22 protein-coding genes, 2 pseudogenes and 1 riboswitch are annotated in these 25,860 nt (G+C 37.6%); of the genes and pseudogenes, 12 read left to right on the forward strand and 12 right to left on the reverse strand.

Annotated features, from left to right (window positions below):
* Positions 1-116: 116 nt before the first annotated feature.
* The gene (locus tag H0173_RS10110; protein WP_221846294.1) at positions 117-551 is read right to left on the reverse strand and encodes a YwpF family protein; all 435 of its coding nucleotides are present in this window, start codon (positions 549-551) and stop codon (positions 117-119) included.
* A 279-nt stretch (positions 552-830) separates the two neighbouring features.
* Here H0173_RS10110 and ssb point away from each other — a divergent pair, with 279 nt between their 5' ends.
* Both ssb and H0173_RS10120 read left to right on the forward strand, forming a co-directional pair.
* Positions 831-1,187 (forward strand): single-stranded DNA-binding protein, encoded by a 357-nt coding sequence (gene ssb / locus H0173_RS10115; RefSeq protein ID WP_221846296.1) that lies wholly within the window; start codon positions 831-833, stop codon positions 1,185-1,187.
* 4 nt (positions 1,188-1,191) lie between these two features.
* Positions 1,192-1,386, forward strand: a complete 195-nt coding sequence (locus H0173_RS10120; RefSeq protein ID WP_221846298.1) for a hypothetical protein — start codon at positions 1,192-1,194, stop codon at positions 1,384-1,386.
* 242 nt (positions 1,387-1,628) lie between these two features.
* On the opposite strand, the gene H0173_RS10125 is transcribed toward H0173_RS10120, so the two are convergent.
* Positions 1,629-1,892: a helix-turn-helix domain-containing protein gene (locus H0173_RS10125; RefSeq protein WP_221846300.1), complete on the reverse strand. Its 264-nt coding sequence runs from the start codon at positions 1,890-1,892 to the stop codon at positions 1,629-1,631.
* A gap of 215 nt (positions 1,893-2,107) precedes the next feature.
* On the opposite strand from H0173_RS10125, the gene H0173_RS10130 reads away from it, so the two are divergent.
* Positions 2,108-2,497, forward strand: coding sequence for a hypothetical protein (locus tag H0173_RS10130; protein WP_221846301.1), 390 nt, complete (start codon positions 2,108-2,110; stop codon positions 2,495-2,497).
* A 14-nt stretch (positions 2,498-2,511) separates the two neighbouring features.
* Here the strand turns inward: H0173_RS10130 and H0173_RS10135 are convergent, their stop codons facing one another.
* Complete coding sequence (locus H0173_RS10135) at positions 2,512-5,334, reverse strand: DEAD/DEAH box helicase (protein ID WP_221846303.1); 2,823 nt, start codon at positions 5,332-5,334, stop codon at positions 2,512-2,514.
* On the reverse strand, positions 5,327-6,943 hold the full coding sequence (locus H0173_RS10140; protein WP_221846305.1) for an SWIM zinc finger family protein: 1,617 nt from the start codon (positions 6,941-6,943) through the stop codon (positions 5,327-5,329). The genes H0173_RS10135 and H0173_RS10140 overlap by 8 nt, the downstream gene beginning before the upstream one ends.
* A gap of 233 nt (positions 6,944-7,176) precedes the next feature.
* Between H0173_RS10140 and H0173_RS10145 the strand changes: the two genes are divergently transcribed.
* The gene (locus tag H0173_RS10145; RefSeq protein WP_221846307.1) at positions 7,177-7,656 is read left to right on the forward strand and encodes a CarD family transcriptional regulator; all 480 of its coding nucleotides are present in this window, start codon (positions 7,177-7,179) and stop codon (positions 7,654-7,656) included.
* 97 nt (positions 7,657-7,753) lie between these two features.
* Here the strand turns inward: H0173_RS10145 and H0173_RS10150 are convergent, their stop codons facing one another.
* Entirely contained in the window at positions 7,754-8,308 is a 555-nt protein-coding gene (locus tag H0173_RS10150; RefSeq protein WP_221846308.1) for a 3D domain-containing protein, read from the reverse strand.
* A 359-nt stretch (positions 8,309-8,667) separates the two neighbouring features.
* Here H0173_RS10150 and H0173_RS22725 point away from each other — a divergent pair.
* Together H0173_RS22725 and H0173_RS22730 are read left to right on the forward strand one after the other, a co-directional pair.
* Positions 8,668-9,678 (forward strand): annotated as a pseudogene (locus H0173_RS22725) (HAMP domain-containing protein); the annotation flags it as partial.
* A 69-nt stretch (positions 9,679-9,747) separates the two neighbouring features.
* On the forward strand, positions 9,748-10,617 hold the full coding sequence (locus H0173_RS22730) for a methyl-accepting chemotaxis protein (protein ID WP_396021210.1): 870 nt from the start codon (positions 9,748-9,750) through the stop codon (positions 10,615-10,617).
* Positions 10,618-10,691: 74 nt separating this feature from the next.
* On the opposite strand, the gene H0173_RS10160 is transcribed toward H0173_RS22730, so the two are convergent.
* From H0173_RS10160 to H0173_RS10175, 4 genes are all read right to left on the reverse strand, one after another.
* Positions 10,692-10,910: a DUF2922 domain-containing protein gene (locus tag H0173_RS10160; RefSeq protein ID WP_221846312.1), complete on the reverse strand. Its 219-nt coding sequence runs from the start codon at positions 10,908-10,910 to the stop codon at positions 10,692-10,694.
* 47 nt (positions 10,911-10,957) lie between these two features.
* Complete coding sequence (locus H0173_RS10165) at positions 10,958-11,176, reverse strand: DUF1659 domain-containing protein (protein WP_221846313.1); 219 nt, start codon at positions 11,174-11,176, stop codon at positions 10,958-10,960.
* A 149-nt stretch (positions 11,177-11,325) separates the two neighbouring features.
* Positions 11,326-11,703 carry a hypothetical protein gene (locus H0173_RS10170; RefSeq protein WP_221846315.1) on the reverse strand — a complete coding sequence of 126 codons (378 nt, stop codon included), beginning with the start codon at positions 11,701-11,703 and terminating at the stop codon, positions 11,326-11,328.
* 44 nt (positions 11,704-11,747) lie between these two features.
* Positions 11,748-12,632 carry a helix-turn-helix domain-containing protein gene (locus tag H0173_RS10175; protein WP_221846317.1) on the reverse strand — a complete coding sequence of 295 codons (885 nt, stop codon included), beginning with the start codon at positions 12,630-12,632 and terminating at the stop codon, positions 11,748-11,750.
* Between the two features lie 747 nt (positions 12,633-13,379).
* Here H0173_RS10175 and H0173_RS10180 point away from each other — a divergent pair.
* The 5 genes and pseudogenes from H0173_RS10180 to H0173_RS10200 all read left to right on the forward strand — a co-directional run bounded on the left by H0173_RS10180 (position 13,380) and on the right by H0173_RS10200 (position 20,544).
* Positions 13,380-14,474: an acyltransferase family protein gene (locus H0173_RS10180; RefSeq protein WP_221846319.1), complete on the forward strand. Its 1,095-nt coding sequence runs from the start codon at positions 13,380-13,382 to the stop codon at positions 14,472-14,474.
* 384 nt (positions 14,475-14,858) lie between these two features.
* Positions 14,859-14,974, forward strand: a riboswitch (SAM riboswitch).
* Between the two features lie 263 nt (positions 14,975-15,237).
* Positions 15,238-15,612, forward strand: a complete 375-nt coding sequence (locus H0173_RS10185) for a hypothetical protein (protein WP_221846320.1) — start codon at positions 15,238-15,240, stop codon at positions 15,610-15,612.
* Positions 15,613-15,632: 20 nt separating this feature from the next.
* Positions 15,633-15,977, forward strand: a pseudogene (locus H0173_RS22735) (NUDIX hydrolase); the annotation flags it as partial.
* 142 nt (positions 15,978-16,119) lie between these two features.
* The gene (locus H0173_RS10195; RefSeq protein WP_221846322.1) at positions 16,120-17,502 is read left to right on the forward strand and encodes a S41 family peptidase; all 1,383 of its coding nucleotides are present in this window, start codon (positions 16,120-16,122) and stop codon (positions 17,500-17,502) included.
* A gap of 1,266 nt (positions 17,503-18,768) precedes the next feature.
* Positions 18,769-20,544 (forward strand): coiled-coil domain-containing protein, encoded by a 1,776-nt coding sequence (locus tag H0173_RS10200; RefSeq protein WP_221846324.1) that lies wholly within the window; start codon positions 18,769-18,771, stop codon positions 20,542-20,544.
* A 243-nt stretch (positions 20,545-20,787) separates the two neighbouring features.
* On the opposite strand, the gene H0173_RS10205 is transcribed toward H0173_RS10200, so the two are convergent.
* The 3 genes from H0173_RS10205 to H0173_RS10215 are packed head-to-tail and all read right to left on the reverse strand — an operon-like array spanning position 20,788 to position 22,774.
* Positions 20,788-21,054 carry a hypothetical protein gene (locus H0173_RS10205; protein ID WP_221846326.1) on the reverse strand — a complete coding sequence of 89 codons (267 nt, stop codon included), beginning with the start codon at positions 21,052-21,054 and terminating at the stop codon, positions 20,788-20,790.
* The gene (locus tag H0173_RS10210) at positions 21,055-21,786 is read right to left on the reverse strand and encodes an Ig-like domain-containing domain (RefSeq protein ID WP_221846327.1); all 732 of its coding nucleotides are present in this window, start codon (positions 21,784-21,786) and stop codon (positions 21,055-21,057) included.
* 1 nt (position 21,787) lies between these two features.
* On the reverse strand, positions 21,788-22,774 hold the full coding sequence (locus tag H0173_RS10215; protein ID WP_221846329.1) for an Ig-like domain-containing domain: 987 nt from the start codon (positions 22,772-22,774) through the stop codon (positions 21,788-21,790).
* A 589-nt stretch (positions 22,775-23,363) separates the two neighbouring features.
* Between H0173_RS10215 and H0173_RS10220 the strand changes: the two genes are divergently transcribed.
* Positions 23,364-25,601 carry a hypothetical protein gene (locus H0173_RS10220; protein ID WP_221846331.1) on the forward strand — a complete coding sequence of 746 codons (2,238 nt, stop codon included), beginning with the start codon at positions 23,364-23,366 and terminating at the stop codon, positions 25,599-25,601.
* Positions 25,602-25,860: the final 259 nt, after the last annotated feature.

Genomic DNA, 25,860 nt, shown 5'->3' on the forward strand with positions numbered 1-25,860 from the left:
TCGTTCATATCAGGAGGCTCGACTTCCTCCCCGCGGAAAGCAAGTGCCTGTAGCGGAAAGGAACGGTTCATTGTGTAGTTAAAAACAACATAGTTTAAGAAAACAGCCTTTGATTACTATTCACTTTTAGCTGCTGTGATTTTCGGCTTTTCGCGAAGAATCTTTTTAAACTCCTGCAAAAGCTCCTCGCTCGATAATCCTTGTCCGATAAGCTTCTTCAAAACGATTTCCGCGTAATCATAGTTTGTTTTCATCAGCTTGCCTTCAAATAGAATACTTATTTTGTCCGATACTTGTTTAATGGTTAAAATCTTTGTTTGAAAAGCTGCAGGGCTATTCTCTTTCTTCGTGATCACCACTTGAACGATTACATCTTCCCCTTTTTCATACAGCTCCTGAAAATAATCATGATAGGATTTGTTCACATAGGCCTCTAGCATCCAAGTGTTTTGCTCGTTCTCTTGATTTATGATCAACCCGTCTATTAGGTCGATATCGACCAATGAATCTTCCTCAACAACTTGCAATGTGATGAGCTTAAATGTCTTCATCCTTTTCCTCCCGTTCATCTCATTTAGCTTTTGTTACGGAAATTATAACATAGTGTATCTAGGGAATCGAATTTCCAGACGGGACAGGGCCTTTTTCACTTTGTCGAAATTTCTTTAACAAAATCATCAAAATTCAATTTTGGAGCTGTTATTGTCCATTAACTCCCCATATTTCATCATTATAACCAAAAAACTCCTTCGAAAATTCAATTTTCGACTTTTTACCATCCTCATGTTTTATGGTTAAGATTAAGACATATTATAGGGAGGTGCTAAAAAATGATAAATCAAGTAACTTTAGTAGGAAGATTGACACGAGATCCGGAGTTAAAGAGAACGTCTGAGGGAACAGCGGTCACAAATGTGACATTAGCCGTCAACCGGCATTATCGCAATCAGCAAGGGGAAGTTGACGCAGACTTTGTTCAATGCACGCTCTGGGGCAGAACTGCGGAAAATACATCGCGTTATTGCCGAAAGGGATCGTTAATCGGAATTACTGGCCGAATTCAAACGAGGCATTATGATAATCAAGAGGGAAAAAGAGTGTATGTTACGGAGGTTTTAGCAGATTCAGTAAAGTTCCTCGACCAAAGGCGAGAGGAAGCGTTGGCAGCCGTAGGAATGGAGGCATAGTGCATTGACAAAAGAGCGGGAATTAGAAGTATTGGTTGAGGCATTAATAAGAATGCTCGGTAAATCAAATGAAAAAGTGAACGATTTAGCCGACCGAGTGAACCAGCTCGAGGTTATGCTTCGTGAGTCCCTATTTTTAGTTCATTATTCAATTGAGGAGACTGAGCAAAAAGCTAATTTTTCTAAATATCCTTCATAAATCTGATCCTCATTTTTCCTTCAAATCTTCCACACATAGAAAAAAACAATCGTCTCCCCAAACCTCCTCAATTTTCCGGTGCGAATTGCACCGGATTTTTCTATCGCTGTTTTAACACTGTGATTTGAGATTGAAATAGCCTAATCGCTAAGGTTTTCGATTTTTCATCAAAACTGTGTAGCTCTTGAAGTGATTTTTTTAGATCCGGATAGTTCTGGAGGAGCTGTATAATGAGGTCCAAATCATGGTCTATGGATTCCTTCTTTAATATAGGGAGTTGCTGATGTATGCTTATTCAGATGTGGCTGTTCCAATTCTTCTAGTAAAAAGGTCTTGTCCACTTTGTAAATTTCAGCTAATTGGATAAGAGCTTGATAGGTTGGAAGAAGTTGTCCCGTTTCATATTTGCTAATAGTGGAACGATCGACATTCATTAGATTCTCCACAAAATGCTGGCTCCAATTACGTTTATCTCTCAGCTGCTTCAGCTTTTTCAATATAGACATGTTCTCACCACATTTCACCAGTTCTTTTCCCTTTAATTTAACGAGGAAATAATTGGAAAAACGCAATTATTCTTAATTATCACCTATAATCTAGTGAAGTTAATCACTAATTGCCGATTTTTTATATATTTGGTAATTAGTGGGTTAATAAATGAAGGATTTAAAAAGAAAGTGTCGAATATAATTAGGAGAATAGTCCTAAAGGAGTGTCTTTTGTGTCGATTAATGATGAAAGTAATGTAATGTCAACTTTTTATTATCGAGGGGAGCTCAATGATGGATGTTTAAATATTGACTATGAGCCTAGTTTTTTTGATGCCCTCCAATTATTACATCCTCAGCCGTCCAAATCATTTCATATAGTACCTCTTAGAAGAAATACAATACTCCGCTTTAATTATATAGATGATGATACAAGGAAACCAATTCAATATTTATTTGATTTTGAAGTAGGCATTATCCTTGTAGAAGAGCTTGAACAGTTGGGTGACCCGAGATACCTATCCTGTTTCTTGATAAAAGAAGGGAGAAAGGTATCCTATATGGCCATCCCGCCAAAGGCGAAAAAGGGAGCTAAAATAAGAAACAGCCTTCAAGGTAATTGAAGGCTGTAATTGAATTAAGATAAATACACCAAATCCTTTAGATCTTCCGTAGAAAGCTCAGTAATCCAGCTTTCACTTTGAATGATCTGGTCGTTTAATGACTGTTTTTTCTCGAGCATGGCATCAATTTTTTCTTCAAGTGTGCCAGTGCAAATCATTTTATGGACGTGAACGAAGCGCTTTTGCCCAATTCGGTAGGCGCGATCAGTGGCCTGGTTTTCAACGGCCGGATTCCACCAGCGGTCATAGTGAATGACATGATTGGCAGCTGTCAGATTTAAGCCGGTTCCGCCCGCTTTTAATGAAAGGAGGAAAATCGGAAACTCGTTGTTTTGGAAGCCTTCAATCATCCGGTCACGCTCATTTTTCGGAACACTGCCGTTCAAGAATGGCACGTCGACACCGTATTTCTTTTTAATCATTTGCCGGATAATATTGCCCATTTCGATATATTGGGTAAAAATTAAACAGCTTTCCTCTTGATTGAGGACAGATTCAATCAGTTCGTTTAATTTTTCCAGCTTAGCTGAGCGCTCGAGCAGCTTTGATGGTTTTTCTTCTTTTAAATAAAGAGCCGGATGGTTGCAGAGCTGTTTTAAGCGACTTAGCATTTGCAAAATTAACCCTTTACGCTCAAAAGCCGAAAGATTTTCGATTTGCTGGAATGTATCTTTTACAAGCTGTTCGTAAAGGGAGGCTTGCTCTGCTGTTAATGGGCAGTACTCCTTTTGCTCGAGTTTGTCTGGGAGATTTAGCGCCACTTCTTCATCTTTTTTCGTTCGCCGCAGAAGGAAAGGGCGAATAAAGGCTTGAAGTTGCTTGACCTTCTCCTCATTATCATCTTTTTCAATTGGGAGAACAAAGCGCTTCTGGAATTGTCCCATGCTGCCCAAGTACCCGTGGTTTGTAAAGTCGAAGATGGACCAAAGCTCAGATAAGCGGTTTTCCATTGGTGTACCGGTCAGTGCAATATGATGCTTTCCTTTAAGTTTACGTACCGCTTTTGACTGCTTCGTTTGCGCATTTTTTATATTTTGTGCTTCATCAATGCTGATAGAGCTCCATTCCAAACGCTCAAATTCCTCTAAGTCCAAATGACTAAGCCCATAAGATGTAAGGACAATATCAGAACCAGTCGCTTTCTCCGTAAACTCGTCTCCTTTTGGACGATTTCCACCATAATGGAGGTACACGTTCAGACCAGGGGCAAAACGCTCAATTTCCTTTTGCCAGTTGCTTAACACAGAAGTTGGGCAAATAATTAATGCAGGCCCGCTGTTTTTTTCCTGCTCCCTTACTTTTAATAGATAGGAAATGAGCTGAACGGTTTTCCCAAGACCCATATCATCAGCTAGACAAGCGCCAAATCCGTACCGGCGCAAAAACAGCATCCAGCTCATGCCGAGTTTTTGATAGGGGCGAAGATCGCCTTGAAAATCAGCTGGGACTTCCTCAAGCTTAATATCCTTTATATCACGAAGCTGTTTCACCATTTGTTTCCATTGGCGGTTCAATTCAATCTGGATCCGGGCAAAAGCTTTCGGATTTTCGAGGTCTTCTTCTTGTTCCAATTCATCTGAAAGAAGCTCCTGCTCAATTAAATCCCGAACGTGCAGTCCCTCTTTTTCCGCCTTTTTCATTAAATCTTGGATTTGCCGAACAAAGGTAGGATCAAGCTTAATCCATCTACCGCGAATATAGACAAGCCGTCTTTTCTCCTCCACCATACTGCGGAATTCATCCTCTGATAAATCCACACCATTCATGGAAATACGCCAATCATAATCCAGCATCGCCTGTAGACCAACAAAGGAAGGACGGTGGCTGGAGGATGAGCCTTTTAACCGCGCTTTTACCTTCAGGCTAGCATTCTTCATAGCCAGCCACCATGATGGAAGGAGGATTTCGATCCCAAGGGAAAGCAGCGTTTCACTCGCATCAGTTAAGAAGGTCCATGCTTCATCCTCTGATAAATGTGCAGCAATTCCCTTTTCTCCTTTGAGCCAAGGGAACACATGGATCCAACGCTCCTGCTCCTTCGCAATGGCATTCTCATATTTTTTCCAGCCGCGCGGATAGTTCACCTCATCATGTAAATCCACAAGCACCTCCGGGTTCTTCTTTCCGCGGAGAAAAATACTTAAATCCCACGATTCAGAAACATCTGTAGGTTCTTCAAGCTTTAAGCCCATCGTGAACGGAACATCATTTTCCTTTAAACCGATCCATTCCTGCCAGCTTTCTTCATCAAAATAAGCAGCAAGATCACGAGGGGAAAGGTCGCTGTTTCTCAATGTGTTCATTTTTTGGCTTAACTCTGCTTTTAATTTGCTGTTCCGTTCAAAATACGAATCTAATGCATGATGGAATAGCTCGTGCGTGAATTCCATAACCGATTTTTCCTCGACCTTTTGCTCCCAAAAGGAGGGTCCGAATTCCTGTACAACTCGTTCAGGCAATGACCAGCGAAATTCGCCTTTTTCCCATGCTGAAAAATCTGGGATCCATTCCTTCTCAAGAATGGCCTCATAGATCGGAAGTGAGGAGGCTAGACAAATTTGTGCCTCATCATCCCAATCCCACTCGATAAACCCGTTGAACTGTTCTTTAGCAAATAAAGTAACGAGCTGCCAGGCGTTAAGAGGAATGCAATGAGGCTCAATGTTTTTGTCCTCTTGAAAAAGCGTTCCATAGAAGCTCTCTTCATGGTAATTGAAAAGCAGAGCGCTCCAAAAGCTTGGACTTAGGAAATTTCCCTCCACATTCTGGGCAGAAAGAAGGAATAGATTCGTATTCATTTGTTGGACATTAATTTTGATCTTTCTGATTTCAAGCATCGATTAGCTTACCCCTTTTACATTCTTCCTGAAAGGCACGAAGCCGTTTTGTTTTTTCAAGCAGGGCTTCAAGGAAAAATGTCCAGTCATCCTGTCTTTTCAATTTTTTGTACAGCGTCCGAAGTTTTTTCAATTTCCGAACGGCCGCTCGATAATGATCTCGGCCTTTATGCTCAATATGTCTTTGCACAGATTGATGATAAAGCGGCAATAGCAGGGAGGGCTCGCTTTTTTCAATTTCCTTAATTCTGCTTTTTGGGAGAACATCAATATCAGAAATCATCAGTGCATGAAGATCGATCCAGCGGCTGAATTCCCCATTTTCGAAAAGTGTATATTCATATTCACTAAAGCTGAAAGGAAGCATTTCTGCAAGCGCCTTTTCATATAAATCAAGCCTATCCGTTTCTGTACAATAAGGTTTTATTATCTTCATAACAAGACTAGTGAAGTTCTTGCTCTTATAATAGTAATTCTCACTACGCAAATACTCTTGAAGCTTTTTAATAAATTCCTCTATATATGGGCCGACTCGTTTCCATTCTTTCTGAAAGGTTAAGTATTCAATCCAGTTGATGAAATACGGTGTCAGCCATTTATCAGGTACCCCCAAAAGTTGAAGGGCATCTTCATCCCTTCCCAAAAGGACATATTGATGAATGATGGCCACAACAACTGGGTACTTCTTATCCTCTATGGAAAGCAGTTTTTCAACTTCTTTCTGACACCAAGCCTTCTTCCTGAAGAATTTCGTCCATAGCAAACGATAAAGTTGAATTTGTTCATATTCAAGGTCAGATTCATAGGTCAGAATGTCTGTAGAATCTTCTTTAAATTTTTCAATAAATTCATCAAAGGCAAATGGGAGGGAGTGAACAGATAGCTTGTCAGTCTCTTCCAAAATATCCTCCAATAGATCCTGATAGAGGTGGTAATAGTATTGGTTAATAATAATCCCTGTGTGTCCAAGAGAGAAGCTCAGTTCCATAAGCTTTTTAAAGCTGAAAAAGTAACCGATTAAATAATAAAGGTGCTTCCACTCCTGCTCAAAGGGTGCATTGGCCTTCCAGCGCTTTTCATATATTTGATAGAGCTCGTTCATATAATAAGGCTTCGGCTCGCCGTTTCCGGTCATGATCGTATCGAAGCTTTCTTGAATACTCGCAACCCAATTGTCATAATCAGGCTTTTGTCTGCTTGAGGAGGATAATAAATCCTTGGCGCGCTGAATGCCCAAAAGCTGAACCGTTTTAGTTTCCTTTACAGGCTGTCTCCATTGGTCCACCCATTCAGTCACACTCTTTGCTTGTGAAAGGAGATAGAAGAACACAGCAAGCTGATGACGGCAAAAGCCATCTGCCGGACACGAGCATTCACTTAAGTTAATGAAATCAAGATCCAGCAATACTTTAGCTGGCATCACATCTTGTACAATACCCGAAACATTATTCTGATCAAAGCGATCTTGAGAAACCAGACCTTGGCGAAATAACAGAAGTCCCTTTTGAACCATCCGCTCATCCTCATCCAACTTTGGATTCAACAAACCTTTCAACTCATTTGCAGCAAAATCCAAAGGTTCAAGCAAATGCTCTGGAATGGTTGACATAGAAACACCTTCCTTTTACACGTAGACAATAAAAATAATTATATCATTAATCAAAATCTTTTTCCGCCGATTCAATAGCAGGGCTCGGTGTATTGATTTTTCTATATTAATTTCTTATTATACACAAGAAAAAGGTATTGACGAAACAAAATGTTTTGTGATATATTTATAAATTTGATTAAAAAATCAATATATGTTACCATATATTTGTAAGCAAATATGGAGGCGATGATATGTTTCAAATTGGCGACAAGGTTTTTTATCCAATGCATGGGGCAGGTATCATTAAGGCCATAGAAGAGCGGGAAATTCTCGGGAGGACACAGGATTATTATGTGATTCATATTCCTTTGAATAATATGAGCGTGATGATTCCTGTAGAGTCTATGGAGAAATCGAGTGTTCGATCTGTATTAGACCGCAAAACGATAAACGACATTCTGTTTGATTTTCACCATTTTGAGTCTGATTGTTCTCTCCCGTGGAAGGAAAGATACAAATCGAACATGGAAAAGTTGAAGTCAGGGGATATGAGTGAATCAGCTGAAATTGTTCGGGATCTACTTCATCGTAATAAGGAGAAATCTCTAAATACGAGTGAAAGACAGATGCTTAATCAAGCGCAGAGGAATATTATCAGTGAGCTATCGATTGTTAAGGGAATTTCGGAGGAAGAGGCAGCCCAGTTATTAAAACGAAAACGAACTAGTTAAATAGGCTATATTCTAACCATCAATATTCCTTTGGTGGTTTTTTATTTTTTTAAAAAAACTGACTCAAAAAAATGAGTCAGTTCTGAATGATTGATATTTAATGATAAACCTTAATTTTCACCGTTTTATTTCCCCATAAGATGGCTTGCTTCTGATTTGGAATGAAGACATCAATTTTATTGCCCTTCACTGATGATCCTTTATCGGCAGCAATCGCCTCGCCGTAACCAGGGACAAATACCTTTGAACCAAGAGGAATTACACTTGGGTCAACCGAAATGACCTTTGCATTGGGATTCTTTTTTAAATTTATTCCTGTATAAGTAATGCCGCTGCAGCTTTTGCAGCTTGCAGTATAAGCAGTTGCTTTCACTGTAATTTCTTTATAGCCCGCTGCTTTCACAGCAGGAGCAGCAGGTTTAGCCGCTTGAGTAGGTGGTGATATCTTCAAAACTTGATTAAGTTTAATAGAATCGGATTTAAGGTTATTCCAAGATTTTATTTTTTCAACGGAAACATATTTCTTTTTAGAGATGGACCAAAGAGTATCTCCTTTTTTCACTTGATATGTATTTTCAGCGGCGAATGCAGCATTCGAAAACCCAACTAGTAGAAAAAATGCTGTTGAGATAGTTAGAACTAGCTTTTTCATTAGAGATTCTCCTTTTGATTTCTTATAAGGAGAATAATAACAGACAGAGATAACAGGAATATTTCAGATTATTAGTATTTACATTACAAATACTATTTTCTTTGTAATATTAGGTTGTTAATAGTAGTAAAATTTCTCCTTTATTTTAAAAATTGTAACTATCAAAATAGATAAACTTCCCTGAAATAAAAATAAAACAAAAATCTTAAGAAATTATCGAATTTTGTTGAGGATTGTAGAATATTGAACTATAATTTAGTAAAAAATATGACTTTTTCCAGTTATAGGGTGGAGATATGAACATTCATAGAAAAGGGGTTTTTGTCACAATGAAGCAGAAGAGAGAGAGAAAACCATTAATGACGCTTACTATCAGAAAGAAATTAATTCTATCCTTTATATTAATTTTGCTAGTGCCATCGATTACGATTGGATTCTCTTCCTATTTAAATGCGAAAAGCAATATAAAAGAAAAAATCCAGATTAGTTCAAGTGAAAATGTTTTGGTTATAGATAAATTTATTACTAGTTTTATTGAACCTAAAGAGAATGCGGCAACTTATTTTTCAAAGCAATTTAATAAGAACTCTTTTTCGAAAGAAGAGTTTGAACGTACAATTGAAAGTCTTAAGGAATATAACTTATTAAATCCAGATACGATGTGTGTATATGTAGGTTCAGAGGAAACAGGTGATTTCTTAGTTTATCCTGAACAGGATTTGCCTGCTGGTTATGATCCGCGGGAGCGCCCCTGGTACAAGGATTCAATGGCAAACAGTGAGGAAACTCATATAACGGAGCCATATATTGATGCCTTTACAGGCGGTGTTATTGTGACGATTACCCATACACTTAAGGATGGTTCAGGTGTATTTGGGATGGACCTTAGCTTAGACGCGTTGAGTAAGCTGACAGATGGGATTAAAATTGGATCACAAGGCTATCCGGTCGTTTTAAGTGCTGAAGGGAATTTTCTTGTTCATCCAGAAATTGCACCGGGTACGAAAGCTGAAGGCAGCTGGGTACAGTCTCTGCTTGAAAAACATGATGGGCAGGCAACAGATGGCCGTCACCAAATAGATTTCACAACAAATGAAAGAACAGGGATGAAAATTGCTGGTTTCATGAATTTAAATGAAATTAGCCATGATACGCAGCCCATTCTAATAACTACGTTAATAATGGTTGGGTTATTTATTCTTATTGGTGCTATCCTTTCCTATTTTGTCATTAATTCCATTACGAGACCTTTAAATGAGCTGGTGATGGCGACTGACAAGGTGAGTGAAGGGGATCTTACACAGAGCTTTAAGGTGAAAAATAATGATGAGATTAGTCATTTAGGGGTTAGTTTTAATAAAATGGTTGCGGCTCTTCGTGAACTGATTCGCAATGTGGATGAGAAATCCGAAATGCTTGCGGCCTCCTCTGAGCAGCTGATGGCAAGTGCAGAACAAAATAATACAGCAACAGAGCAAATTGTTGATGCAATCCAAGAGGTAGCTACCGGAACGGAAAGACAGTCAAAAATGGTTGAGGAAAGTAATCATATTGTAAAGGCCATGTCTTCAGAAATGGAAAAGATGTCAGCTCACTCTGAAACTGTCCGTGATACTACTGTAAGAGCAGTCAGCATTGTTTCTAATGGAAATCAAACAATTGGATTAACTGCAAAGCAAATGGCAAATATTCATGAAACGATTAACGAATTAAGCGGAGTGATTGAAGATCTAAGGAAACGATCCATTGACATTAATCAAATCATTGATGTAATTTCGGGAATTGCTGACCAGACAAATTTGCTTGCCTTAAATGCCGCTATTGAAGCAGCAAGGGCTGGAGAAAATGGAAAAGGATTTGCGGTCGTGGCGGATGAGGTTCGTAAATTAGCAGAACAATCATCTCGATCAACCGAAACGATTAGAGGTCTCATTTCCTCCATTCAAATTGATACGAATCAAGCAGTTCAATCGATGGAAAAAGGAACAGATGAAATCGAAAAAGGTATGGATCTTGTGAAGAGTGCAGGAACGGCTTTTGATGAGATTAAACAATTTATTGACAATGTTAACATGGAAATCCAAACAATCTCTAATTCTATAAAGGAATCATCAGCTGGAACGGATCAGGTTGTAAACGCTGTTTATAGCATTGAAGAAATCGCTATTCGAACAACAGCTGATAGTCAAAATGTGACAGCAGCAACAGAAGAACAATTAGCTTCCATGCAGGAAATTACAGCCTCTGCCTCTTCTCTATCCTATATGGCTGAGGATCTGAAAGAATTAATTAAGAAATTTAAAATATAAATGGCAAAGAGGCCAGTTTGCATAGGAGCAGACTGGCCTCATTTATCATTAAGTTTTGTGTTTCTTAAAACCAATTAAACTAATTCATACGCAGTGACATTACGCTCAATGACTCGTGCTTCTTTTGCAGAAGCAAGAACACCGTTTGCTGTATTGAACAAATCAGCTGCAATAATTTGCTCCATCGCTTGTTTAACAGCAGCTTGATCTACCGGCTCCTTCGGGTTATCAATAGAAAGTCGTGATAACTTTCCGAGATCTGTTACGAAGGTTAACTCGAGTGATTTCGCCATATTACTTCTCCTCCTTTCTCTGGGAACTTCTATTAACTCCCTTTCCATTAGCCAACAATATCAAAGCTATCGTTCCGAACGACAGTTGATAGAGGATCGCTGCTTAATGAAGCGATGGCTTGTGCTACTTGGTGAATCTGATCAGCTGTTGCCGTTTTCTTCACGTTGCCTAATGTTTTTGTTTTGAACATCGGTTCCCCTTTTTCGTTTAAGCCTGTTTCGAAGCTTAGACGAAGTCTTGTTTCAATCATGAGTGCCTGTGCCATTGGTGATCACCTCCTCTCACTCTTTATATATAAGGAGGGAGGAAGGACAGTGAGGAGGAAAGAAAAGCTAAATGCATGAAAAAAGCGGATGATTATTTAAATCACCCGCTTTTTTGCATATATAAAAAGAGTTTGCATGAAACAGTTACTTAAACTAAATCTGATTTAGCACCGTGTTGCACAGGATAGTCAGCTACTTTAACACCGCCAATACTGTGTTGCACAGGGTAATCAGCTACTTTAACACCGCCAATACTGTGTTGCACAGGGTAATCAGCTACTTTAAAACCGCCAATACTGTGTTGCACAGGGTAATCAGCTACTTTAAAACCACCAACACTATGTTGCACAGGGTAATCAGCTACTTTAAAACCGCCAACACTATGTTGTACAGGATAATCCGCAAGTTCAATAGGATCTACACTATGCTGTACAGGATAATCGGCTAAGTTAGAGAAATTAGAACCGAAAGCTCCTAGGCCTAAAATAGAAAATGATATAGCAGTTACTTTTAGTATTTTTTTCACTTTCGCACCAGCTTTCCCATATTTTTTAAGATAAGTAGATTGTATCAAGAGTTAAGTAGATTATCAATCTCAATTTCCATTATTTTCAATAATCTTGTCTTTTTTTCCAATCTTAACAAGTGAAGGCACTCTTCTAAATAGTATTTTCCTTTATCAACTTCGCCTATTTTTACATAGTTGTGTCCGATTTGGTAATAAAATTCATTTAAGAGATACAGCAACTCTTCATTAATACAGAGATTTAATCCCTTATAGCAATAAGAAAGAGATTCTTCATACATGTCTAATTTGGTGTACGCTTGAGATAAGCCGAATAAAATTCTTAATTGCCCTTTCATATTTAATACGTGTGGAAGGTTTTCGATACTACTTAAAGCCTCTAGGAAAATAGTTACGGCACTGCGATAATTTTTTGTGTCATAGAAGATAAGCCCAATACTTGTAAGTATTTCTATTTCTCTTTCGGTAAGGGAAACTCTTTTTGGGTTTGTTAAGGCGATTGCCTTACTCAATGTATCAAACGCGCGATCAGAGTCGCCATCAAGATGATGATAACAAATCCCCTGATGCCACATTAAATACTGCTTAAGAGATTTCTGATTAAATAGAGGGCTGTACTTTTCTGATTGAATGATATTGTTAATTGCTACGTAATCACGTTCTCTCTTGTACTTTTCAATCAACTGAATAACAGCATTTGGATAGTGGATAGTAGTTTTAGAAGCAATGTCGAAAAAATAAGTTAATTCCATATCTAGCTTTTTGGCAAATTTATAGAGTACATCAAGTGTAGGATAGGCTCTTTCCTTCTCAAAAGAAACTAACTCCTCAACTGTACAAATCCCTCCGGCTAATTCTTCTAATGATAAACTTTTATATTCGCGAAAGGATTGGAGGATTTCTCCAAATAAATATTTCTCTAGTTTCATATTAATCCCTCATTTCCGCAATCTCTAATTCAATAGTATCATATTCATTGTTTTGTTATATAGGGAAAGGTGGCCTATAACTTGAATATTCTGATAGTGTGCGTTTTATTTTATTTAGCATAGTAGGGCTAAATTTTAAGGCGTTTATATCAATTACTAATATACTATTATATCAATTTACTAGTATACTGTATTACTTTAATGTGAGAAAATAAAATAATAAATTTTAACATTATGTGACTTTTTTTATGAATAGAATGAGGTTTTTCTATTCAATAATTTACCCCAATTTGGTGTTCGATTAAATTAAACAATTTGAGCAGAGTGAAATTCATTGTTCTCAGGCAAGGAAAAGTGCAATGAAAACGCTTGCGGACGTCTCTTTATCTAAAAATAATATGAATTCACAGGCGACCTAACAACAAATATCCCCATTAATCAAACTTCCCTCTATCCCCATCAAAAAAGCCCTCTAATGGTTGGAAGCTAAAAAAGTATTTTCGCTGATCATAACCTATTCAAGAATAATGTGAAAAAGCTCTTTTGGACGTGTTCAATGTCAATCACCCCCTACTAAATTGTATTAATTTTATGTGTATTCATGACACAATGTTGAAGTTCCTGGTGATTTTACAAAAATATTATAATTAGGGAGATTTATCCCTGAAACTTTAGTAATATATTAAATGTAAAAATTGTAAATTTGGACAAAAGGGTGGGTCCCTTGGTCCTTTCACGGGGTGAATCATGGGAAAAGACATTTCTGTAATAAAAAGGCAATATGACATGGACTGGATCCGTGTATTAGCTACAGCTGCGGTATTTTTGTATCACTGTTCGATGTTTTTTAATCCGTTTCCTTGGCATGTGAAAAATAACGAGTTGGGTTCAGATGGTATACTGGTGTTTTCTTTATTTGTAGGGGCTTGGATTATGCCAATTTTTTTCGCTGTTTCAGGTATTAGTACGTCATATGCTTTAAGAAAACGAAGAGCAAATGAGTATATAAAGGAGCGGCTTGTAAGGCTCGGTGTACCGCTGTTGTTTGGCGTCATGATCTTAACTCCGCCTCAGGTTTATATAGAAAGGTTGGTGAACGGCCAATTTCGTGGCTCCTTATTTGAATTTTTACCGCATTTTTTTGACGGGGTATACCTAGACTTTGGAGGGGAGGGGAACTTTGCCTTTTTCGGTTTGCATTTGTGGTATTTACTTGTGCTTTTAATTTTTTCCTTGCTGACCCTTCCGCTGTTCCAAAAAATGAATCTAAAGAACGAAATTGGAAAAATTCACTTTATTGTCATGCCGTTTATTCTTTTTTTGTCAGGTGTTGTACATACACAGGCATTAGGTGGCTGGGATCTCGGATTTTATTTAATTGTCTTTATTTATGGTTTCTATGTTTTTTCAAGCCCAAGCTTTAAAGAAATTGTGCGGTCGACTTTTATTATCCACTTTCTTGTGGCAGTTGTTACTTCATCTATTTATATACTGTGGTTTATGGATGATCTCCCAGTAAATGGTTCAATGGAGGAAATTGCCTTTTTTGCGATTAGAACAATCAATTGCTGGAGCTGGGTGATATGTATTTTCTATTTAGCAGATAAGTATTTTTCATCTTCTAATAGATCTTTAAAGTATGGAAGTGAAGCTTCGATGCCGTTCTATGTGCTGCACCAGCCGATTATTGTCATACTTGGGTTTTTGATCAAAGACCTTCCATGGTCAGTTCCGGTTAAGTTATTGTTTCTTATAACAGCTGCATTTGCTGTAATTATGCTGATTTATCATATAGTTATTCGGAGGTTAAAGGTTTTGAGGTTTTTGTTCGGAATGAAGTAGTGGGGAAGTGCGTTTTGGGACAAGGGAACCGTCCCTATGTCCCATCCCTGTGGCCAAAAAAAATTCACCCCAAAATTGGGGTGACAAAAGAGATTTGAAAGGCTATTGTTCTTAATTTGTATAAGAGACGATAGCTAGGATTTGGTAAGTAGCTTACCGTGAAACTAGAATTTCATAATTTTATTAAAACATATATAGTAATATTCTGTTTTTCGTATATTTTAGTGGATTTTGCAGAAGATCCTTTGTTTTCTTAATTTCTCACCATAACCTGTCACAGGATATTACTTTAGTAATATTTTGATTTTTCAATAGAGGCCTTCTTATTCATTGATGGTTAGGAGAAAAGTAGTATAGATGAATTCTAACATTAATATGCAATTCTTCTTATCAAGAGAGGTAGAGGGACTGACTCTATGAAACCTTGGCAACCAGATAGTATGAAATGGTGCCAATTATAGTGGAGAATCTTTAAATATATTTAACCTGATAAATGAGGTTATTTTAACAGATAGTTATGAAGAAATATTGACGATAGAAAAATTTGATGATGCAATCGTTGGGAAGATAGTAAGCTTTTCATATTTGCAGCAAACAGACAGAAGTTCATAAGGAACGACAAGCTTACTTATCAATACACGGGGTATTGAATACGCTCGATCTACCTCATTCTATCAAGTGATTGAATGGACACATTCAAAATGCTAGCTGGTCAAGTTTTGTGGTGGTAAAATGAGGAAAATACAAGAAGGACGTGGATTCTATGAAACCGATCATAATTGAAAATGCGCCTGCAAATATTGAAGTTAGGTTTGATTGTCATCCTCTTCAGTTGCCTGCCGTCATTCGAAGCAAACATAATGATTACTGGGAGCAACAAATAAAAGATAATCCATCCTTACGAAACGGCGAAGTTTTTACGATGATTGATATAGCCTCCACTCCAAAAAGTCTGGTAATAACAGTAGCCAAAACCGATTATAAACATTATTTATATACACTGCGCCACGAAAATAGTGCAAATCCATGTAAAGTCATTTACACCTGTGCTGCTGTCATTACAAACGATAACCAAATCGTTATTGGCCGAATGAACGGAAAAACGTCAACACCTGGCCGTTTGCGGGCGGGGGATTAGAAGAATCAGATTTAAAAGATGATGTTTTTGATTTAGAAAAAAATATTAAAAGAGAAGTTAAGGAAGAAATAGGTATTGATATTGATTCCTTCCTTCCTAAGTTTCTCAAGCATAAAGGATCACATGACTTCTGGGCGGTTATTTATGAAAAATCAGTCGACTATAACGCAGATGAGCTCCATGATCTTTTCCTTCATTACAATAATGGATTGATCGAGAAAGGCCAGCAGCCAGAGTTTGATGAGCTTCTATTCGTCCCTTTAGAAAAAACATCCATAGAAGAATTTATTCAGAATGAGCAATCTCCGATGGTGGATTATTTGATTCCTATTCTAGAAAAATATAAAGAAATAAAGTCACAATAGTTCACCTAAAAAGACAAAATATGACTATAATTTCATCTGGGAATATATTAATATAGAACTTAAATGATTGTCATAAGTTGCCGTTCGTGTAGAAAGTTGTCAATCTCCATGGACGGTGTTTGACATCGAAGGGAGCGGCACCATGGGTAACTTGAAAAAGTATATTAGTTTTTTAGTAGTATTATTATTCTTATCAAATGTGTCAGCTGTTTCCGCAGCAGAACCAATTGATGAAATCCGGGAGCTAATCAAGGAACATTACATAGAAGACGTGCCGGATTCTGTCTTATCTAAGCCAACAGCGAAAGAAATTACCAAACAGCTTGACCCTTATTCAGTCTACATGAGCGCTCAGGAATATGCTCAGTTTACAAATGGGATTGAGCAGCAATTAGTCGGTATTGGGATTGTTCTAGACGAGGATGAAAACGGAGTCAAGATCATATCCGTGATCTCAGGAGGTCCAGCAGAACGTGCAGGACTGAAGGCGGGAGATATCATTATCGGTGCTAATGGAACGAGTTTGGTCGGACAATCTGTACAAAAAGCAGTTTCCATTATCACAGGTGAAGCGAATACCACAGTCACCTTACAATTTATTTCAGTCGATACAGGTGGAAAGGTAACCAAGTCGATATCGAGAGAATTAATTAAAATCCCAAATGTGGAATATCAAATGCTTGGCGGCGATATTGGCTATGTTCGTCTCCATAGTTTCTCACAGGACGCAACAGAGCAAATTACAAATGCTATAGGAAAATTAACGGGAGCAAAAGGCTGGATATTTGACCTTCGCAATAATGGAGGAGGGTATGTCTCCACGGCCCAGGAAGTCGCAGGTCTATTCCCGAATGTCACCTATGCCTTTCAGCTACGATATAAATCAGATCAGCCTGAAGTTTACGCAGCTATTCAGCAGAAGGTGAAGTTTACAAGTCCAACGCATATTCTCATAAATGAATACAGTGCAAGTGCTTCGGAAATGGTCTCTGTCTCTGTTAAAGAACAAAAAGGTGCAGTCCTTTACGGGCAAACCTCCTTTGGAAAAGGATCCATGCAGTCTCTATTCCCATTAAGTGACAACAGCCTGTTAAAATTAACAACTGCTCATTTCTATTCACCAAAGGGGATTCCTGTTCATGAAATAGGGGTATCCCCGAACATTGAAACAGCCGTAGGTGAAGAAGTGATCACGTCTCATCGTGATCAGCTGATTGCCCAGCATTCAGACTATCAGAAGCTGCCTGCTTTAAAGGACGTTCCAGTTACAAAAACATTCACCGTGGCCATGAACATGGAGATGGATTGGTCCAAATTGAACCCGCAGGATGTGCAGTTAATTCAATTAGGCGGTAAAGAAGTACCAGTGGATGTAAAAACAGCCGATAATTATAAAATGATGATTACACCGAAAACCTATCTGCAGTCAAAGGGCAAATACTTGCTGTTGATCCATCCGAAGTGGACAAGCAAGAGTGCTAAGCAAATGCAGAAGGGGATTTATTTGGAGGTAACAGTGAAATGACCTAGGGGGAATCCTCTAGGCTTTCTTTGTTTTATATATACTTAAAGAGTAATAGTTTCATTGTTCGTTCGAAGATTAAGAGAGAAACTGTGGTAAATGAAAATTGGTTTCATTGCCCGTTTAAAGCGAAAAAGGGGGTTCCCGGTAAAAGAGAGGATGGTTCATTGCCCGTCTAAAGGGAAAAAGGGGGTTTGCGGTAAAAGAGAAGTAGCTTCATTTACCGATCAAAGAGAAAAAGGGGGTTCCTGGTAAAAGAGAAGATGGTTCATTGCCCGTTTAAAGGGAAAGAAGGAGTTTGCGGTAAAAAAGAAGAAGTTTCATTGCCCGTTTAAAGGAAAAAAGGAGTTCCCGGTAAAAGAGAAGAAGTTTCATTGCCCGTTTAAAGAGAAAAAGGGAGTTCCCGGTAAAAGAGAGGATGGTTCATTGCCCGTTTAAAGGGAAAAAAGGAGTTCCTGGTAAAAGAGAGGATGGTTCATTGCCCGTTAAAGGAAAAAAGGGAGTTTGCGGTAAAAGAGAAGAAGTTTCATTGCCCGTTTAAAGGAAAAAAGGGAGTTTGCGGTAAAAGAGAAGAAGCTTCATTGCCCGTTTAAAGGAAAAAAAGGAGTTTGCGGTAAAAGAGAAGAAGCTTCATTGCCCGTTTAATGGAAAAAAGGGAGTTCCCGGTGAAAGAGAGGATGGTTCATTGCCCGTTTAAAGGGAAAAAAGGAGTTTACGGTAAAAGAGAAGAAGTTTCATTGCCCGATCAAAGAGAAAAAGGGGGTTCCTGGAAAAAAAGAAGAAGTTACATTCCACGTTCAAAGGAATAAGAAAGGTAGCCTCATTTTCCTCCTAAATAGAACGGTGAGTTCATGGTAAAAGGGCAATAGCTTAATCCCTTTTCAATAGTAACTCTTAACGTCTCCGCTTTAATTTTTGGAGCAAATTGATTGGGGAGATAATTAACAGCCTTCCTCTCTAAAAAAGAGTATTAAGATACTGTGCCTTTTAGTAACTTATTTATAATAAGGGGGAAAAATTTATTAACTGCAAAAAACTCCTCAGAAATAATCGAAAATCGTCGTTTGTTCTTTATTAGGAAATTTTTGTTCGTTTTTGTTTAAAAATCGGAAACTCTATTGTATAATGGTAAATATAATTCAATGGGCACGTTCTATGTTGCTTATTTTTTTAATCGTTTTGTTCTATATAACGAAAAAGGAGGACATAACATTGGTACCAAGGTCTTCTCGAAATAGGAGTCGTAAAAGGAAGCAAAGGAGAAGAATGTTGAAGACATTTTCGTCTAGTGTAGCGATTTCATCACTTTTATTAGGAAGCGGGCAGCTGGTAACTCCTACATATAGTGTATTTAATTCTGTGAATGATCAAGGAATGGATATTCAGGCATGTTTTATTTTTCCTCAAACGATAGAGCAGATGAAGGAACGCACCTATGAACTCCAAAAGGAAGCAGAGGCCATCCTAAGTGAAGTCTTAGGGAAAGTAGAGGAAGTCAATGTAGACTCCATGAATGAAAAATTAGCTAACCTGAAAAAACCTGATGAAATAGAAGAAGTTGAAGAAGAGATAGAGGGAGGCACACCATCTCAAGAATCCGGGGGTGATATGTTAACAATTGATGGCCTTCAAGCAGCTCAAGCGCAATTAGAGGCAGAAATTGCTGCTTTGGAAGGAGCAATCATCGCTCTTCAAAACACGATTACTGCGAATGAAGAGGAAATAAAAGCGCTTGAAGAAGTCATCAAAGAGATCGATGAATTAGTTGCACAATTGGAAGATATTATTTCTAATGTTTTCCCAGTGGCGAAGGAACAAATACAGGTTAAACTAGATGATATCAATGAGATTATTAATTATATTGATGAGATCAAGGAAGCGGCCATCAGAGATTGTAATTTTGACCCTCAATTTTTCGAAGACATTTTAGAGGAAATGAATAAGAATAAGTTTATGACAGAAGAACTAATGCTTAAATTGGATGAGAATTTAGCTATTAACGAGGAGTTAGTCAAGCAACTTAGTGAGAATGCTGCAGAACTGAAAACAAGTATTGAAGAATTGCAACAGGCAAATATAGAATTGTTAGTTAATATTGAAAGTATTAAGGCTCAAATCACGGCATTAAATGAACAAATTGCAGCTATAGATCAACAAATTGCTGAATTGAAGGAACTGCAGGAAAAGAAGGACCGTTTTCTAACAGGTATTGGTGCTTTAAAAGAATATCTTGAAAACTCAACAGATCTCTCTGAGGAGCAAATCCAGCAGCTATTAGAAAAATTAGCGGGTGTCGTCACTGATATTGAGAAAATAAGTCTTAAAAACAAAGATATGTCCGCTATTGAAAAGGCCATTCTAGAACTTGACCAACAAATAAAGAAAGAAGAAGAGGCAGCAAAATTAGAAAAAGAAAGACTTGCCAAGGAAGAGCAGGATAGACTTGAGCAAGAGCGTTTAGAACAAGAACAGCAAGGTCAAGATCAAGTGGAGGATGAAGTCGCCGAAGAGGACGAGGAAATAGCAGAAGACGAAGTACCGGAGGGTGTTGGAGAGCAAGAAGAAAACGAAGAAAATGAAGATGGTACGGAGCAAGGTGAGGAATCCGATGCAGGTGAAGAGAAGCTAGAAGTGGGAGAGAATTCAGACAACAAAGAAACGCCGGCACCTAGCAAGCCTGGAGAAGGAAATCAAGAAAAACCGGGTAAAGAAGACAAAACAGAGAAGGAAAACTCTAATAAAGAAAATCCAACTAAGCCAGGCCAAGGAAATAACAATGGTGATAATAATCAGGGTCACAAACCGCAAGCTTCAAATAATCCTGACAAAAGAAATCAAGGCAATACGGAACAAGGAAAAAAAGGAAATGCCAATTATGAGGAAGGAATAAATCTTCTGTTAAATTTGCTAGGAACTCAAAATTCAGGGAATGAGGAAAAATTGCCTCAATTAAAAGCAGAAGGCAATCTGCAAATGAGAAACGAAGATAGAAATCAGATTGCTGAAAGAAATACGGCCCCAACAGCAACCCATAGCCCTGAATAAGCAAATAAATATCAAGCCCCAGCAGGGTTAATCTGCTGGGGCTATTATGGTTTTTTAATAAAATATAATGATTTTATAGGAATTTATCTAGGTATGTGACCTTGGAAACAAAAAAGCCAGCACCCCGATTCAGGATACTGACAAAATACGGCAGACTAGCTGCCCAGTTAGGTAAACACTATCCATTGGAAAAAATCCATTACTAGTGTCCATCTATAAGACGAGATGACGATTGAAAAGGTTTCATTCAATCCGAAGAATTTTGAAATTAATTTTCGGTTTTTGTTCTTCGGTTTCAACATTTACATGTTCTACGTCGGCAGTTGTTTCTTCATTATTTGGTTCGACTTCTATCAAATCAATTTTCCCCTCATCCGCCACTTGTGAATTTTCGCTTTCATTTGCTGCTTTGTCCTCGCCTTTAAAGTCCAAAAAAAGGGAAGGCCAAATAATTAAATTGATGATGATGAGTGTAAATATGAGAGTATTAATAACGGCTTTTTTTATCATTTATGGAATCATGATCTCCTTCGTCTCCAATACCTTATTAGTAAGACTGTACCCTTTAATGGATAGCTTTTCGCCTTTTTTTTGGTCTGGTTTATAAAGGACAAACTCGTTATTGCCCTTATATTCAAACTCATCACTGCCTGCCTTCACCTTTGTCACCTGATCACTTACTTTGACGGTAATTTCAACAAAATGCGAATGGCGCAGTGCTTGAGTGCTCATTAAATGAGTTTCTTTTTTATCTGGCTTTTGTGTGGTGCTAGGTTTAGGATCGACCTTACTGGTGTTTGTTGAATCCTGTCGATTGTCGTTTTTTGTCTGTTCATTCGACACTTTCTTGGAATTTTCAGCACTAGCTAGCTTAAAGGGTAAGACCGTATGCTCATTCAAAAATGCATTATTGCCTGATTTCACATTCCCTTTAATGTATAAATAATATTGCACGCCTACCTTATAGGACGTTTCGGGCGTAATGGTTACTTTGCTTTCATCAGCTGAAAGCTTAAGCTTTGTTTTCAATTGTTTCTGATTGCCATCTATAATATAGAAGTTTTGCTCTTTGATCGTTCCTTTATTAACCGGTTCGGTAAAGGTAATAGACCAGCTCTTTAATGGATCTTTAATCGTCCTTTCATCTAATACAACCTTTTTTATAGAAGCCTGCCCAACAAGAATTCCAGGAAACATAACTAGGAGTAAGACAATCAAAAGAAGAATGAACTTTTTCCCCATCTTATCGATCCTCAACCTGTACTTTTATATCCTGCATTTTACTTTCTGCAAGCAGAGTGGTAAACAACTTGTCATTAGATAGGAGCTCATATAAGGTGTAGCTCTTTCCAGCAGTTTGATATTTATAAGCTTCCTTATAGGAATTAATCATTTTTCCGTTTTCGGTCGCAAACTTCAGTATTTTTGAATCTAGGATCTTTTGGTCACTATCAAGGGCTGTCACACGTACATCATAGAAGTCAGGAACTTTAGAGAAACCAATGTCGAACATTAAACTTTTTTGCCCTGCTCCTTTCGATTTGGCAGGGACAGGATCAGCGTATCCCTTTTGCAGAACTTTTCCGTTCTTCATAATATCGACGTGAACAGTGTCGACACCATTACTCTTGGTCGTAATGTCGATATTGGTGATGCCGCTAAAGGAAGTTTGATCGTCTTTCATGGCACCAGGCTTTTTATGGATAATATTTATTTCATTTATATATCTATCTGGAGCGAAGGCTTTAATCTGCCTAGGAGCATAGTTATCCAGTAAATTCGTCAGCCGTCTTTCGTTAATAACCATTAATTCATAGAAGTCTATGTAGTTCGTTTGAAATGAATAAGAAAGAGATTGAGAATATGTCCCGTTTTGAAGTCCGATGGAAGGTCCATTAATCTGAACGAGATATTCCTTATTAAACTGTAAGGTACCATCAGGAATAATTAGTAAAGTTTGATTATCTTTACGAACGGTTTTAATGGGAAAATCATAATATATGCCATTTGTTTTCTCGTATAGTTTTATATATTGAGCGGAAATACTGACAATTGGGCTATTAAACTGAATTTTAATATCGGAATCGATCGGAACATTCTGATCCCCGGCGGCTGGAATTGTCTTATCAATTTGCGGATATGTAGTGGCGCCGGCTGAATTGTGAAAAGCAGGACCGAAAATGGAAAGGAGCAAAATGAAACAAACTCCCATTACCTTTACTGTCTTCATAAATAACTAACCACCTTCATATGTAATGTCTAATTACTCCTAATATACAGCGAAATTCGACATTTCTCTACCCTAAAATAGGAAAAAGCCGCCATAATTGGCGGCCTTTCCTGAACGCTGAAGCGAAGGTTAGTACAATCGTACTATACAAGTTAAAGAAAGCATCCATTTGGGAGAAAACCTTCTTACCTCCTAGTGTAACAAATATTACGGAAAAAAACATGAAAAATTTTCTAATAAAGCCATTTTTTTATTTAATATGCAACTTTTTTTGTTATTGCATAGATTAGAGGAGTGTGAATTGTTAAATTGGAAAGTAAATATATTACAAAATTAATAAAAATATGATAAAAATTGTAGAAATTTAGTAAGCTTTATATTATCATATGATTAATAAACCAAAGTTGGAAAACCTATCACCACTTGGCAAAAAAAATATACATTGGTAACTATTGCATTAATGATAATAGTTTGGTATACTTTTTTACTAGTTAGGTAAGCAGTGGGTATAGAGGAAAACACAACCATTGGTTTATTCATTGCTAACAAAAAAAATGCACTACATAGCATGAAGGGAGAATACAAGTTTATGAAAAAGAAAGCTATTAAACTCGCAACATCAACAGCTATCGCAGCTTCAGCATTCGTTGCTGCAGCACCAGCTAACCAAGCTGCTGCGGCTGTAAACGTAGATCAATTAGTTAAAGCTGCAGAGGCTACTGCAACTGTACTAAAATGGTCAATTTCAACAGAGGGAACTGCTAACTTTGTAGATCGTCCATATACTGCATACAATGCAGCTAAGGCGGCAAATAAAGCAGCTAAAGCTGAAGTAGCAAAATTAGCAGGTGCTGATAAAGCAGTTTATGAAGCACGCCTTTTAGATTCAGATCTTCAAATTAAACGTGCACAAGCTTACATCGATGCTCTTACTTCTGGTGAGAAAATTAGAGATAAGCAAGCAGCATTAGATAAAGCAATCAAAGCTGCTGATCTTAAAGCTGTTCAATCAAGCTACCATGTATTAACAGCTGAAATCCGTAAGCAAGCTGAATTACTTTACAAAGTTTACGGTCAATCAACTCGTGATGGTATCTTAAAAACATTTAAAGATCCAGCTGAAAAATCATACAAAAGTGTTGTTAATGAAGTGACTGTGCTTGATCATACAGCATTAGTAACTAAATATACAGCTGACAAAGATTATGCTAAAGCAATTGACCATGTTGAAAAAGCTGAATATGCACTGAAAGAAGTTAAACAATTCAAAGCTGATTTAACTAAGAGCTTAAATGACGCAGTGGACGCACTTCCACTAGATGTTGTTTCTGTATCTAGAGTTGATTCAACAACTGTTGAAGTTAAATTTACAAAAGCATTAGATATTGCTCCTGTAGCACATTTTTCTTTTGATAAAGGCTTAACTGTTACATCTACAAAATTAAGTGATGACAGCAGAACAGTAACTTTAACAGTTTCTGGTCAAAAAGCTGATGAAACATATACACTTTATTATAAAGGGGAAGCAAAGAAATCATTTACTTCACCAAAAGCTGGAGCATCTAATGATGCAATTGTTGGACCAACAAATACTGCTTATGTAGATGCTGGAAAGTTCCGCGAATATACTTTTAGTATTAAGGATACTGATGGAAAAGCATATAGATCTGATGTAAAAGTTAATCTTTTTGATTTGGATGCAGATGATTATGATAATTCAGGTATAGTATCAATTAATGGAACTAAAGCGAGTGCATTAACAGCTGATGGTGATGGGTATTATACTGTAAAACCAGGAACTGATGGTAAAGTTACAGTTATTATTACATCTGCAGCAGCTGCAGAATTACGTCCTGAAATTATTAAAACGACTTCAGATGATGTACTAAAGGGTGGAAAAACAGTTTTCGTAGAAGTTGATATTTATAATACAGCTGCTACTGGTGATGAAGTGGATTATGTTGACTCTAGTAAAGATTTCATTGTATTTGGTACGAATAAAGTTCCGTTTGATAAATCTTCTGACATTTTCCAAATAAAAGGAATTACTGTATCATATGATGAATTCAAAAAATCTTTAACACAATACACAAAAGTTGCTGTGGACTATGATCCAGATAATTCAGTAAATATTTTCAATATTACTGTACCACTATCAATTTCAGTAGTTAAAGTAACTAATCCATCAAATGGAAAAACTGCACGTATTGCTTCTGGCGAGTACTATGATTTTAGAGGAACTGGTCAAGCTGGAAGAGAAATCAGAGTATTCGAAGCTGATGGAACTACACTTGTAACTGATGATACTGTTTCATCTAACGGTACTTGGAGTGCACGCGTAGCACCAGCTAATAACACTGTAAATGTATATAAAGTACAACAATTTGCAGATTCAGATGCTGTTGTTGGAACAGTAGGACCTACAGAAACTGTTAAAATCATCAAAGGTGCATTTACAGTAGATACTGTGGCTGAAGCAGCTACAAATGAAGGACGTTTATCTCGTGGAGATAAGATTGAGATTACATTCTCTTCATTTGACAGCGATGGTGCTGGAGCAGATAAATATGAAGATGTTGGAATAATTGCAAACAATACAGTTATTACTTTCACAGATAAAGATTTAAAGAAAGCAGTATTTACTGTGGGCAGCGCAGGAACTAAAGTAACTGTAAATAATGACAATAAGGTTGTAATCCAACTGGGAGAACCAACAAAATTAGATTCAGGATTTGATGCAGATACAGTAAAATTATCTGGTCTTACAAATGTTAAGAGTAAAGATGGTTTGAGCTTAACTTTTAATGGATCTAAAGTTTTATATTAATAATTAGGGAATGTGCGTGTCACAACCCAAAGTTTGTCGAAAGATATTTAGAAAAGCTCTGTGGAGATATATCTCTGCAGAGCTTTTCTTGTGCGATAAGTATGGTTGCAGCCTATAAGGTGAGAGTCCCCCGAACTGTGAAGGCAACAGTAGCAGTAGCCTAACGCAAGGGTGTCTGTGGTGACGCAGAATCTGAAAAAAGCGAACGGCAAACCTCTGGCCTGAGGAACACGAACTTCATATAAGGCTAGATAACATT

Source organism: Bacillus sp. S/N-304-OC-R1 (genome assembly GCF_019749375.1).
In the GTDB taxonomy this organism is placed as follows: Bacteria; Bacillota; Bacilli; order Bacillales; family Cytobacillaceae; genus Cytobacillus.